The following is a 13676-nucleotide window of genomic DNA, read 5'->3' as shown; positions in this document are numbered from 1 at the left end:
TGAGTAAACCCACTAACGGCTGGCATTCATCGTTTACGGCGTGGACTACCAGGGTATCTAATCCTGTTTGCTCCCCACGCTTTCGTGCCTCAGCGTCAGTATCGGGCCAGTGAGCCGCCTTCGCCACTGGTGTTCTTGCGAATATCTACGAATTTCACCTCTACACTCGCAGTTCCACTCACCTCTCCCGAACTCAAGATCTTCAGTATCAAAGGCAGTTCTGGAGTTGAGCTCCAGGATTTCACCCCTGACTTAAAGACCCGCCTACGCACCCTTTACGCCCAGTGATTCCGAGCAACGCTAGCCCCCTTCGTATTACCGCGGCTGCTGGCACGAAGTTAGCCGGGGCTTATTCTTGCGGTACCGTCATTATCTTCCCGCACAAAAGAGCTTTACAACCCTAGGGCCTTCATCACTCACGCGGCATGGCTGGATCAGGGTTGCCCCCATTGTCCAATATTCCCCACTGCTGCCTCCCGTAGGAGTTTGGGCCGTGTCTCAGTCCCAATGTGGCTGATCATCCTCTCAGACCAGCTACTGATCGTCGCCTTGGTGAGCCATTACCTCACCAACTAGCTAATCAGACGCGGGCCAATCTTTCGGCGATAAATCTTTCCCCGTAAGGGCTTATCCGGTATTAGCACAAGTTTCCCTGTGTTGTTCCGAACCAAAAGGTATGTTCCCACGCGTTACTCACCCGTCTGCCGCTGACGTATTGCTACGCCCGCTCGACTTGCATGTGTTAAGCCTGCCGCCAGCGTTCGCTCTGAGCCAGGATCAAACTCTCAAGTTGGACTTGAACTTTGAACCGGCTGATCACAACGTTTGACGAGGTCCCACCATTATCGACCGAAGTCGATGTGCTGCCTGCGATTCACATCGCTGGCAACGATGGTGTTTCCTTTGAAACGTGTACCGCCGAAGTCTTTCGTCCGGTCCCGACCAGAAAAGCCGAAGCTTTTCAGGAGCGAGACCCGCAAGGACTCCGCCGTCCACGTTTCTCTTTCTTCATCTTCACTTGTCAAACAGCCCGAGACCGTGGAGGTCTCAACCTTCCTGAGAGGAAGGGTTCCGACACCCTTACCGACGATGGATGAACTCCAATCGACTTACGTCGACTGTTGTGTCACTCAACAAGGTGAGGAGCATCAGTGGCGCGTTCGCTCGCCTTGGTCAGTGACCCGGCGGCGCCGCGCTCAGTGGTCGGGTTATAGGCCCCCGCACTCGGGATTGTCAACGCCCATTGTCAACAAATCGTCGCACGGTGGATTGTCGCTAAAAACAACGCGTTTCCAGATGGTTACAAGGACTGCGGATGCGTCGATCCGATCGGGGCGGTGAAAAAACTTGAAAAAAGTTTGGGCCCCAGGGGGCTCCGGAGCCGACCTGGGAGGGGTCGTGGGAGGGGACCGGGAAGCTACCCGGCAAGCGACCTGGCAAGCCACCTGGGAAACGGCTTGGCGATTGGATTGGAGCGCGGGTCGGCGACTTGCGGAGAGCTTGAGGGGCGGCTTACCGTACCTTCGCGGTGGGACGCAGCTGGCGGCACCCTCTCGGGAGAGGCCCCCGCCCTCCGGCCGTTCAGGAAACTTTTTCGATGACAGGCGCCGTACTTGAGCCACAATCCCGCGGCGTTCTGATAAGAGACAAGCTTGAATCGCAGGGATGCCAGTGGGGGCTGCCGGCGGTTTTCATGGGGTCAGAGGAAGGCGATCTTGCAGATGACGCGGCCTTCCTCCGACATTCGAGAGACATCGAGAGAGCTTCACCCGTCCAGCTGTTCGTAATTTCGGCCGGCCCCACCCGAGGGGCCTTCTGAGCACGGACGCCTGCGCGGCTTGCCTTTTCCGGCGATCCCCCATCAAGAGGGCGACCAGGACAAGGTTCGAAAGCGGGCATCTTGGGTCGTTGATTGGGGGACTTGCGTTGAACCACAGGACATCACGCGGCGCTTACGGGCGTGAGACCGGGATCATCGATCTCGGCCACGAGCCGCCGCTGTCCGTCGATGGTTCTGAAGCCGCCGTAATCGACCGCCGCCGCGTCTCGGTGCAATGGTTCAGCGGGACAATCTTGACCGGACTCTGCGGCGCAGCCCTGATTGGCGGCGCCGTTTTCGCATCGCTCGACGGCGAGATGACCTTCGCCAAGGTGCCGGAGCGGGTCGAGGGCGCGCTGCGCGGTGCATTCGGCGCCGCCGATCGCGCCGCCACGCTGCACAAGAGCGACCGCCTGCCGCCGCCGAGCGAATCCACGGCGTCCCGCAACATCATGCGCGTCTCCACGGTGGCCCGCGTCGGCAACCGCGACGTGATGCGGGTGCGCCCCTTCGTGCGGATCGCCGGCAATCTGTCGATGACGACGAGCGACCTGTCGGCGAAGATCCCGCCGTTCAACGCCCAACGCCTGCTCACCGATGTCGGCTCCGATCCGAAGACCGCATCCGACGATCCCAACAATCCCGAAGCGGTCGAGCCCGACGCCGAAGTGTCCTTTGTCACCAAGGACCTGTCGCCGGTGCTGCCGAAAGCCAAGATTTCCGCGGTGGTGGCGCTCGACGACATCCTGATGCGGGTGCGCGATGCCGCCAACTGGCGCGGCAATGGCGGGGTGCGCTACGCCTCGCTCGCCAATGCCGCAGCCGACGTCTCCGGTGCGACCGGCCCGTCCGACATCAGAAGCGCCTACGCCGCGGAAGCCTCGCCGTCCGATCCCTATGCCGGCTTCGAGACGCGCGTGGTGCCGGAAAACGTCACGCTGCTGCCCAAGACCAAGGAGCAGATCACCGGCGGCAATCCCAACGGCGAACGCGTCCATCTGGTCAAGAAGGGCGACAGCGTCGCCTCGGTGCTGCGCGATCTCGGCGCGAACGCCGACGAGATCAAGGCGATCACCGCAACGCTCGGCCCTCGCGGCCGCGACGGCGGCCTCAAGGACGGCGAGAAGCTCCGCATCCTGATGGCGCCGGCGAGCCCCGGTGCCCGCCTCCAGCCCTACCGCGTCGTCGTCGCCAACGAGACCATGGTCGAGGCGATCGCTGCGCTGTCCGATCTCGGCAAATACGTCGCGGTCGACGTCTCCAGCATGAACACCGTCGCCGATGCCGCGGCCAGCGCCAGCAGCGATGACGACGATGATGACGACGGCTCCGGCGTGCGGCTCTACCAGAGCATCTACGAGACCGCGATGCGCAACAAAGTGCCGATGCCCGTCATCGACGACATGATCAAGATCTACTCCTACGACGTCGATTTCCAGCGCAAGGTGCAGCCGGGCGATTCCTTCGACGTGTTCTACGCCGGCGAGGACGAGGGCGTGACGTCGACGGAGAAGAACGACGTGCTGTTCGCCTCCCTCACGGTCGGCGGCGAGACCAAGAAATACTACCGCTACCAGAGCCCCGACGACGGCGTCGTCGACTACTATGACGAGACCGGCAAGAGCGCGAAGAAATTCCTGGTCAGGAAGCCCGTCAACAACGCCATCATGCGCTCCGGCTTCGGCGGCCGCCGCCACCCGATCCTGGGCTATGTGAAGATGCACACCGGCGTCGACTGGGCCACGGCCTACGGCACGCCGATTTTCGCCTCCGGTAACGGCGTGATCGAGAAGGCCGGCCCCGAAGGCGGCTACGGCAAATATATCCGCATCAAGCACAACAACGGCTACGAGACGGCCTACGGTCACATGTCCGCTTTTGCCAAAGGCATGGAGATCGGCAAGAAGGTACGGCAGGGCCAGGTGATCGGCTTCGTCGGCTCATCCGGCCTGTCGACCGGCCCGCACGTCCACTACGAGATCCTGGTCAACGGCCGCTTCGTCGATCCGATGCGCGTGAAGCTGCCGCGCGGCCGTTCGCTCGAGGGCCCGATGCTCGCAGGCTTCGAGAAGGAGCGCGACCGGCTCGACGGCATGATGAGCGGCCGCGGCGGCGCCATCGCCCGCATGTCGGACGCGACCGGCGGCCCGTTGCAGGTCAGCAACCGCTAATTGCAACCGGCCGACATCGGCGCCGGACATCTCCAGACACGATCCAAATTCGACGTTCTCGCGCGAGGCCCCGCTTGGCGGCGTCTCAACGTCAAGTTTCGTTTGCCAAAGCGGCACCAGGGGCGAATACTTTCCAAAAAACGGGAGGTCTCGCCATGAAGAACAGGCTCGCCTGCGCAGCGGTCGTCGCTGCCCTTTTCGCCACCACGAGCGTATCCGCCGAGACTTGGGAGGTCACCAAGCTGGTCCAGGGCTCGGCATTCCATGGCGTGCATGGGCTCGGCATCGACAAGGCCGGCCATCTGTTCGCCGGCAGCGTCGCCGGCGCCGCTCTCTACGAGGTGGACGTATCAGGCGGTACCGCCAAGGTTGCAATCCCCTCGCCGATCGGAATGGCCGACGACATCGCGTTTGCGCCCGACGGCACCATGGCCTGGACCGGATTCCTCACCGGCGATCTCTATGCGCGCAAGGGCGACGACCCGATCAAGAAGCTCGCGAGCGACCTTCCCGGCATCAACTCGCTCGCCTTCCGCAAGGACGGCAGGCTCTATGCCACCACCGTTTTCCTCGGCGACACGCTCTATGAGATCGACGTCGAGGGCGTAAAGCCGCCGCGCCAGATCATGGAGAAGATGGGCGGCCTCAACGGCTTCGAGTTCGGTCCCGACGACAAGCTCTACGGTCCGCTCTGGTTCAAGGGCCAGGTCGCGAAAGTCGATGTCGACAAGGCCGAGCTGACCGTCGTCGCCGACGGCTTCAAGGTCCCGGCCGCGGTGAACTTCGATTCCAAGGGCAATCTCTTCGTGGTCGACACCGCGCTCGGCCAGCTCGTCCGGGTCGATCCCAAGTCGGGCGCCAGGACCCTGGTCGCGCAACTGAAGCCGTCGCTGGACAATCTCGCGATCGACGACAAGGACCGCATCTACGTCTCCAACATGGCAGACAACGGCATTCAGGAGGTCGATCCCGCGACCGGCCAGGCCAAGCAGATCATCATCGGCAAGCTCGCTTTGCCCGGTGGCATCGGCGTCACCTCGGAGAACGGCAAGGATACGATCCACCTCGCCGACGTGTTCGCCTATCGCACGGTGGACGGCGCAACCGGCGAGGTCACCGAAAAGGCGCGCATGCACGCCGCAGGCACCACGCTGGAATATCCGATGAGCGCGACGGCGAAGGGCAACGATGTGGTGCTGTCGAGCTGGTTCACCGGCACGGTGCAGGTGATCGACGCCAAGACCGGCGCGACACGCGACTTGCTGCACGGCTTCAAGGCGCCGCACGATGCGATCATGCTCGCCGACGGCAGCATTTTGGTAGCCGAGCTCGGCACCAAGTCGCTGGTCAAGGTGAGCGGCGAGCACGGCAAGGATCGCACCACGCTGATCGGCGACCTCGAGGGCCCGGTCGGGCTCGTCCGAGGCAAATCCGACGAGGTCTACGTCACCGAAGCCTTTGCAGGCACCGTGTCCCGGATCGACAGCAACGGCGAAAAGACCGTGGTCGCCAAGGAGCTGAAAATGCCCGAAGGCATCGCGCGCGGGAACGACGGCCAACTGATCGTGGCGGAAGTCGGCGCCAAGCGGCTGATCGAGATCGCACCGGAAAGCGGCAAGATCACAGAGATCGCCGCCAATCTCCCGATCGGCCTCGCGGGCGCTCCCGGCGGATTGCCGACGAATATTCCGACGGGCGTGGCGATCGGTGCGACGGGGGTGATCTATTTCACCTCGGACGTCGAGAACGCGATCTACAAGGTGGTGAAGAAATAGCGTCTGATCCCCACCGCGTTAGCTAAAGCGGGATGCTGCGCACCTTTTCGGACCACGCTTTTGCCAGCGCCCCCCAAAACAAAACGCCCCGGAGAGGGCTGGCCTCTCCGGGGCGGCTTGTCGTTTCAGGCTTTGATCGCCCGCGTTCAGTTCAGCTTCCGCTTCGCCACTGGCGCCTCGAACTGGGTGATCTCGGCGGTCTGCGGTGCCTTGCCGTTGAAGGTCAGCACGTTGCCTTCGGAGGAGATCGCGACACTGTCGCCGTCCCTGACGTCGCCGGCCAGGATCATCTCGGCGAGCGGGTCCTGGACGTGACGCTGGATCACGCGCTTGAGCGGCCTTGCGCCGTAGGCGGGGTCCCAGCCCTTGGCGGCGAGCCAGTCGCGGCCAGCGGCGTCGAGCGTCAGCACGATCTTGCGATCGGTCAGCAGCTTCTGCAGCCGCGCGAACTGGATCTCGACGATCCGGCCCATCTCGCTCCGCTGCAAGCGGTGGAACAGGATGATCTCGTCAACGCGGTTGAGGAATTCGGGGCGGAAATGCCCGCGCACCATTCCCATCACCTGCTCGCGCACGGCCGAGGTGTCCTCGCCCTCCGGCTGATTCACCAGGAATTCCGAACCGAGGTTCGAGGTCATGATGATCAGCGTGTTGCGGAAGTCGACGGTGCGGCCCTGGCCGTCGGTCAGGCGGCCGTCGTCGAGCACCTGCAACAGGACGTTGAAGACGTCGGGATGCGCCTTCTCGATCTCGTCGAACAGCACCACCTGGTAGGGCCGGCGCCGCACCGCTTCGGTGAGCGCGCCGCCCTCGTCATAGCCGACATAGCCCGGAGGCGCGCCGATCAGCCGCGAGACCGAGTGCTTCTCCATGTATTCGGACATGTCGAGGCGGACCATCGCGGTCTCGTCGTTGAACAGATACTCCGCGAGCGCCTTGGTCAGCTCGGTCTTGCCGACGCCGGTGGGCCCTAAGAACATGAACGAGCCCGTGGGGCGGTTCGGGTCCTGCAGGCCCGCGCGCGAGCGGCGCACGGCAGTTGCGACCGCACGCACGGCCTCGGCCTGGCCGACGACGCGGGTGCCGAGCTGCTCCTCCATCTTCAGGAGCTTTTCCTTCTCGCCCTCCAGCATCTTGTCGACGGGCACGCCGGTCCAGCGCGAGACCACCTGGGCGATGTGGTTGGCGGTGACCGCCTCCTCCATCATCTCGCCGGAGCCTTCGCGCGCCTCGATATCCGCAAGCTGCTTCTCGAGCTGCGGGATCCGGCCATAGGCCAGCTCGCCGGCCTTCTGGAATTCGCCGCGACGCTGGGCGTCGGCGAGATCGACGCGCAGGGCGTCCAGCTCCGATTTCAGCTTCTGGGCGTTGGAGAGCTTGTTCTTCTCCGCGCTCCAGCGTGCCGTCAGCGCCGCGGACTTCTCCTCGAGCTCGGCCAGCTCCTTCTGGAGCGCCTCGAGACGGGACTTGGAGCCGGGGTCGCTTTCTTTCTTGAGAGCTTCCTGCTCGATCTTGAGCCGGATGATCTCGCGGTCGAGCGAATCCAGCTCCTCCGGCTTGGAATCGACCTGCATCTTCAGCCGGGCCGCGGCCTCGTCCATCAGGTCGATCGCCTTGTCGGGCAGGAAGCGGTCAGTGATGTAACGGTTGGACAGCGTCGTCGCCGCGACAAGCGCGGAATCGGTGATCCGCACGCCATGGTGCTGCTCGTACTTGTCCTTGAGGCCGCGCAGGATCGAGATGGTGTCCTCGACCGAGGGCTCGCTGACGAAGATCGGCTGGAAGCGCCGCGCCAGCGCGGCGTCCTTTTCGACGTGCTTCTGGTATTCGTCGAGCGTGGTCGCGCCGATGCAGTGCAGCTCGCCGCGGGCGAGCGCGGGCTTGAGCAGGTTGGAGGCGTCCATCGCGCCGTCGCCCTTGCCGGCGCCGATCAGGGTGTGCATCTCGTCGATGAACAGGACGAAATTTCCCTCGCTCGCGGTCACCTCCTGGAGCACGGACTTCAGCCGCTCCTCGAACTCACCGCGGTATTTTGCACCCGCGATCAGCGCGCCGAGGTCGAGCGACAGCAGCTTCTTGTCCTTCAGGCTCTCCGGCACGTCGCCGTTGACGATGCGCAGCGCCAACCCTTCCGCGATGGCGGTCTTGCCGACTCCGGGCTCGCCGATCAGGACGGGATTGTTCTTGGTCCGGCGCGACAGCACCTGGATGGTGCGGCGGATCTCCTCGTCGCGGCCGATGACCGGATCGAGCTTGCCGTCGCGCGCCGCCTGGGTCAGGTCGCGGGCGTATTTCTTCAGCGCGTCGTACGCGTTCTCGGCGGTGGCCGAATCGGCCGTGCGGCCCTTGCGCAGGGCCTCGATCGCCGCATTGAGGTTTTGCGGGGTGACGCCGCCCTTGGCGAGGATCGCGCCGGCCTCGCTGGTCTTCTCCAGCGTCAGGCCGAGCAGCAGCCGCTCGACGGTGACGAAGCTGTCGCCGGCCTTCTCGCCGGCCTTTTCGGCGGCATCAAAAGTACGGGCGAGCTCGGGCGCCAGATAGATCTGGCCGGCGCCACCGCCACTGACCTTCGGCACCTTGCCGAGGGCATCCTCGGTCGCCTTCAGGATTGCACGGGAATTGCCGCCGGCGCGGTCGATCAGGCCGGAAGCCAGCCCCTCATTGTCGTCCAGGAGGACCTTGAGCACGTGCAGGGTGGAAAACTGCTGGTGCCCCTCACGCACCGCGAGCGATTGCGCGGACTGGACGAAGCCCCTGGAGCGTTCGGTATATTTGTCGATATTCATCTTGTCTGTCCCTCGGCCTGCCCCTGGAGCCCTCTAAGGCACTCCAAACGGCATCTTCATTGGGTTTCCGATTACCGCATTGACGTTTCTCAACCGGTAACGGTCATGTTTTGCCGACGTTGCCGCCGGCCTGAGGCAGATGTGGGAAGCAGGTTGCAGATGCGAAAGAGGCCAGTTCACAATTTCGTGCGCTGGCCCGCCGGCTTGGCGGGGCCGGCTCGAATCCCTTAAGTAACGGCATGACAGTCAGCCACACTGCCGAAATCGCCGGCCTTTACCGCTACCCGATCAAGGGCCTGACGCCGGAGTCCCTGCGCCGCGCCCCCTTGCGGACGGGCCAGACCCTGCCCGCCGACCGCCGCTACGCCATCGAGAACGGCCCGAGCGGCTTTGATCCCGAGCGACCCGAGTGGAAGCCGAAAATCCAGTTTCTGATGCTCGCGCGCAATGAGCGGCTTGCCGAGCTCGACAGCCGGTTCGACGACGCCACCAATGTCCTGACCATCCGCAGGGACGGCCAGACCGTCGCCAGCGGCGATCTTGAGACCGCGGCCGGGCGCGCCGCCATCGAGCGCTACTTCGCGGAGAATTTTCAGCCGGAGCTGAAGGGGCCGCCAAAGGTCCTGTCAGGCCGCGACCACAGCTTCTCCGACGTCGCCCGCAAGGTGGTCTCCATCATCAATCTCGGCAGCGTCCGCGCCATCGAGACAATGCTGGGCGGCACCGCCGTGAATCCCCTGCGTTTCCGTGCCAATCTCTATGTGAAGGGTTGGCCGGCCTGGTCCGAGCTCGATCTCGTCGGCCAGACGCTCGCCATCGGGCAGGCGCGGCTGAAGGTGGTCAAGCGCATCGTCCGTTGCCCGGCCACCAATGTCGACCCGGTGACGGCGAAGCGCGATCTCGAGATACCGCCGACACTCTCGCGCAACCTCGGCCACATGGACTGCGGCATCTACGCCGAGGTAATCGAAGGTGGCGACATCGGCGTCGGCGATGCGGTTGCGGTGGAAGAGCCGAAGCTGGTGTGAGCGAACTCCGCTGCCGTAGGGTGGGCAAAGGCGCTCTTGCGCCGTGCCCACCATCTTTATCGAGCGGACGGAAGTGGTGGGCACGCTTGCGCTTTGCCCACCCTACGGCACCGTCGCTATGGCACCGTTAGTTCGGCATGACATAGGCATAGATCCGGCCGCGCGAGACCGGCGCTTCGCGGACGCGGTTGCCGTTGTTGCCGGAGATCATGATCGGATTGCCCTGTGCGTCGACGCCGGTGATGATGCCGACATGACCGCCGCGGCGGCCGCGCGACATCACCGCGATGGCGCCGACCTGCGGACCGGAGACACGGGTGCCGTAACGCGCGAACGAGCTCGCCATGTCGGAGCCCGAGCTCTTATGGCCGGTGTGCTCCAGCACCATGTTCATGAAGCGCGCGCACCACAGGCTGCCGCGCCCGGTCGGGTTGCCGCCAACATAGCGGCGCGCCTCGGACACCAGGCTCGATCCGCCGCCGAAGCCGCCGCTATTGGCCATTGCGGTGTTCACCATGGCGGTATGGGCCATGCCGCCGCTGTTGGCGTTCGGATCATAGCTCGCCTGGGTGTCGGCGAATCCGCCCGCCTGCAATTGCGCCGCGCTGCGCTCGAAGCGCGAGCTGCGGGCATGGTGGCGGTAATGATGATGCCTGGCGTGGTGCACGTAAGCGTGCCGCTCTGCGCTATGACGATGATGCGGCCGCGCTGAGGCCGGAGAAACCAATGCGGCAACCGCCGCGAACAAAATCGCCAGCGCGACAACACAACGCGACAGGCGAGACGCAAACAACTCAAACATTCTTCATCCTTCGTTGACACCCCACTTCCCAATCGGCCCGTGCAACGGCCGACATCGGTCTGGCCGTTAAGCCGCCCGATGTGGCGAGAAAAAGACGCGGGCTGCCTGCGAATAGCTGCGATGATTTTGCGCCGATACTGGCTTGAGGCTGCCGCATTGCCGACAACAGCATTAACTGCAATCCTGCAAAGGCGGCTTTAAGAGAGGGAAACGGTTAATGCCCCACGCCACGACCAGGGACGACGTCCGCATCTATTTCGAAGAAGCGGGTCAGGGAACGCCAATCATTTTTCTGCACGAGTTCGCGGCCGACCACACCAATTGGGAGCCGCAGATGCGCTACTTCTCGCGCGGCCATCGCTGCATCACCTATTCGGCGCGCGGCTACACGCCGTCGGACGTGCCTGAGGGTGAGGTCTACAGCTACACGCATTTCTACACCGATGCGCTCGCGGTGCTCGATCATCTCAGGATCGAGCGCGCGCATCTGGTCGGCCTGTCGATGGGCGCCTACTCGTCGCTCCAGATCGGGCTGAACGCGCCGCAGCGCGCGCTGTCGATGACGCTGGCCGGCGTCGGCTCCGGTTCGGAGATCGAGAACCTGGAGGCCTGGCGCAAGCAGTGCCGCGCCAACGCCGAGCAGTTCGAGACACTGGGCTCCGCCGAGGTCGCAAAGGTCACGCGCGAGGCGCCGAGCCGGATTCCCTTCCTGGTGAAGGACCCGCGCGGCCATGCCGATTTCTATGCCGCGCTGGCGCGCCACGATTCCAAGGGATCGGCGCGTACGATGCGCGGCTTCCAGGGCGGCCGCCCCTCGATCTACACGATGACGGATGCGATCAAGCACGCATCGACGCCGGCGCTGATCATCTGCGGCGACGAGGACGATCCGTGCGTCGGACCGAGCCTGTTCCTGAAGCAGCATCTGCCTGCGGCGGGGCTGGCGATGTTTCCGAAGTCGGGCCACGTGCTCAATCTCGAAGAGCCCGCGCTGTTCAACGAAAGTGTGGAGCGGTTCGTGACGCTGGTGGAAGCGGGACGATGGCCGGTGCGCGATCCGCGGTCGCTGGCTCCACACTAGCTGTCATTCCGGGATGCGCCGAAGGCGCAGGCCCGGAATCCATCGGGCTGCGGGCGCTGTTGCACGATTGATTCCGGGCTCGCGCTACGCGCGCCCGGGAATGACGCCTACGGCGTCACTTCCCCCCGCCCCGGCTGAGCAGGAACACCGCCTGCTCCCCGAACATGTTCCACACCCACCAGGGCAGATTCAGCGGCACCGGGCGGCCGTAGAGATCGAGCGCGACCGAGCGCTCCATCTTGACGTTGATCTCGTCGCAGAGCTGCACGAAATCCTTGATGGTGCAGAAATGGATGTTGGCGGTGTCGTACCAGGTCGCCGGCAAATTCTCGGTGCGCGGCATGTGGCCGCCGACCAGGAGCTGGAGCCGCATCCTCCAGAAACCGAAATTCGGGAACGAGACGATGGCGCGGCGGCCGATGCGCAGCAGATTCTCCAGCACCACGCGCGGCTGCCGCGTCGCCTGCAGCGTCTGCGACAGGATCACGTAGTCGAAGGCGTCATCCGGATAATTGACGAGGTCAGTGTCGGCATCGCCCTGCACCACCGCAAGGCCCTTGGCGACGCAGCGATTGACACCCTCGCGCGACAGCTCGATGCCGCGGCCGTCGATGCCGCGGGTCTCCAGCAGCTGAAGCAGGTCGCCCTCGCCGCAGCCGACGTCGAGCACTTTCGAGCCCGGCTTGACCATCTCGGCGACCAGCAGATGATCGGCGCGAAACTGGCCGGACGATCCGGTCGCAAGGCCGCCCAGCGGCAATACTTCCTGCACAGACATGCTAGCCATCCTTCAGTCCACGCGCCTTGCCCGCCGATTGCAGGAAGGCGCGGGAGATGTCGAAGAATTCGGGAACGTCGAGCAGGAAGGCGTCGTGGCCGCGATCGGTCTCGATCTCGGCGAACGACACCCGCGCGCTCGATGCATTCAGCGCGTGCACCAGCGCGCGCGATTCCGAGGTCGGAAACAGCCAGTCGCTGGTGAAGGAGACCACGCAGAAGCGGGTCGCAATTTCCGCGAACGCCTTTGCGAGCACGCCGCCATGGTCGGCGGCAATGTCGAAATAGTCCATCGCGCGCGTCAGATAGAGATAGGAATTGGCGTCGAAGCGCTCGACGAAGGACGAGCCCTGGTAGCGCAGATAGGACTCGACCTGGAAGTCGGCGTCGAACGAGAAGGTCGGCAGCTCGCGGTCCTGCATGCGCCGGCCGAACTTGCGATGCAGCGCGGCATCGGAGAGGTAGGTGATGTGCGCCGCCATCCGCGCCACCGCGAGCCCGCGATGCGGATGGATGCCGTGATCGGCATAGCCGCCGCCGTGCCAGTCGGGATCAGCCATCACGGCCTGGCGGCCGAGCTCGTGGAAGGCGATGTTCTGCGCCGAGTGCCGCGTCGCGCAGGCAATCGCCAGCGCGGAGAACACGCGGCCCGGATAGGCGGCGGTCCACTGCAGCACCTGCATGCCGCCCATCGAGCCACCGACGACCGCAAACAGCGTGTCGACGCCGAGCCGGTCGACCAGCATCGCCTGCGCACGCACCATGTCGGGGATGGTGATGACGGGGAAATCGAGGCCCCAGACCTTGCCGGTGGCAGGATTGATCGAGGCCGGCCCGGTCGAGCCCATGCAGCCGCCGATCACGTTGGAGCAGATGATGAAGTAGTGCTTGGGATCGATGGGCCGACCGGGGCCGACCAGCGTCTCCCACCAGCCGGGCTTGCCGGTGACGGGATGCACGTTGGCGACATGCTGATCGCCGGTCAGCGCATGGCAGATCAGCACCGCGTTGGAGCGATCGGCGTTGAGCTCGCCATAGGTCTGGTAGGCGATCTGGAACGGGGTGAGATCGACGCCGCAATCGAGCCGCAGCGGCTGCTCGGCGCCGAAATGCGCGATCTGCGAGCTTGGATGATCCACCTCGTGCGACCGCTCGTCGGCGCTGATCGCAGGACTCGGTATCGACTTGACGCCACCCATCTGACCATCGACCTCGTTTGCGGTCGGGATCGAGACCGCAGTGACATCAGGCCATGAAAAACCCGGCCTGAACGATAGGTTCGGCCGGGATCAGAAGCGTCCCCGGCCTGTTTAGCGAGTTTTTTAACGTGGCTGCAAGCCGGCCGGCTCAAATGACCACGGAACGGGCAAAAGCTACCGTCTTGGGCGGTTTTCGTCAAGTCGCGGCCCGGATCGGCCCAATTCGTCTCTCACGCGT

Annotated in this window: 8 protein-coding genes, 1 rRNA gene and 1 riboswitch (1 of these 10 cut by a window edge); of the genes, 4 read left to right on the top strand and 5 right to left on the bottom strand. The window is 64.3% G+C overall.

Going from position 1 to position 13676, the window contains the following annotated elements; genetic code table 11:
- Positions 1 to 793: ribosomal RNA gene (locus XI04_RS26165) — 16S ribosomal RNA — on the bottom strand (it extends 696 nt beyond the left edge of the window).
- Between the two features lie 1133 nt (positions 794 to 1926).
- Between XI04_RS26165 and XI04_RS26160 the strand changes: the two genes are divergently transcribed.
- Positions 1927 to 3990, top strand: coding sequence for a M23 family metallopeptidase (locus XI04_RS26160; protein ID WP_038948503.1), 2064 nt, complete (start codon positions 1927 to 1929; stop codon positions 3988 to 3990).
- A gap of 155 nt (positions 3991 to 4145) precedes the next feature.
- A complete protein-coding gene (locus tag XI04_RS26155) occupies positions 4146 to 5765 on the top strand; it encodes a hypothetical protein (protein WP_271609229.1) in 1620 nt (539 codons plus the stop codon).
- A gap of 146 nt (positions 5766 to 5911) precedes the next feature.
- Here XI04_RS26155 and clpB read toward each other — a convergent pair whose 3' ends face one another.
- Positions 5912 to 8551: an ATP-dependent chaperone ClpB gene (gene clpB, locus XI04_RS26150; RefSeq protein WP_028139951.1), complete on the bottom strand. Its 2640-nt coding sequence runs from the start codon at positions 8549 to 8551 to the stop codon at positions 5912 to 5914.
- A 239-nt stretch (positions 8552 to 8790) separates the two neighbouring features.
- Here clpB and XI04_RS26145 point away from each other — a divergent pair, with 239 nt between their 5' ends.
- Positions 8791 to 9579 (top strand): MOSC domain-containing protein, encoded by a 789-nt coding sequence (locus XI04_RS26145; RefSeq protein WP_028139950.1) that lies wholly within the window; start codon positions 8791 to 8793, stop codon positions 9577 to 9579.
- A 127-nt stretch (positions 9580 to 9706) separates the two neighbouring features.
- Here the strand turns inward: XI04_RS26145 and XI04_RS26140 are convergent, their stop codons facing one another.
- Complete coding sequence (locus tag XI04_RS26140) at positions 9707 to 10381, bottom strand: TIGR02594 family protein (RefSeq protein WP_028139949.1); 675 nt, start codon at positions 10379 to 10381, stop codon at positions 9707 to 9709.
- 217 nt (positions 10382 to 10598) lie between these two features.
- Here XI04_RS26140 and XI04_RS26135 point away from each other — a divergent pair, with 217 nt between their 5' ends.
- Positions 10599 to 11462: an alpha/beta fold hydrolase gene (locus XI04_RS26135; RefSeq protein WP_271609227.1), complete on the top strand. Its 864-nt coding sequence runs from the start codon at positions 10599 to 10601 to the stop codon at positions 11460 to 11462.
- A 115-nt stretch (positions 11463 to 11577) separates the two neighbouring features.
- On the opposite strand, the gene metW is transcribed toward XI04_RS26135, so the two are convergent.
- Together metW and metX are read right to left on the bottom strand one after the other, a co-directional pair.
- The gene (gene metW / locus XI04_RS26130; RefSeq protein ID WP_028139947.1) at positions 11578 to 12240 is read right to left on the bottom strand and encodes a methionine biosynthesis protein MetW; all 663 of its coding nucleotides are present in this window, start codon (positions 12238 to 12240) and stop codon (positions 11578 to 11580) included.
- A 1-nt stretch (position 12241) separates the two neighbouring features.
- Positions 12242 to 13438: a homoserine O-acetyltransferase MetX gene (metX, locus tag XI04_RS26125; protein ID WP_271609226.1), complete on the bottom strand. Its 1197-nt coding sequence runs from the start codon at positions 13436 to 13438 to the stop codon at positions 12242 to 12244.
- 90 nt (positions 13439 to 13528) lie between these two features.
- Positions 13529 to 13608: riboswitch (SAM riboswitch) on the bottom strand.
- Positions 13609 to 13676 lie beyond the last annotated feature (68 nt).

The sequence above is a fragment of the Bradyrhizobium sp. CCBAU 11430 genome (assembly GCF_028128855.1).
GTDB classification, from domain to species: domain Bacteria; phylum Pseudomonadota; class Alphaproteobacteria; order Rhizobiales; family Xanthobacteraceae; genus Bradyrhizobium; species Bradyrhizobium ottawaense.
The sequence above is the reverse complement of the archived record's forward strand: the minus strand, read 5'-3'. Positions and strand labels throughout refer to the sequence as shown.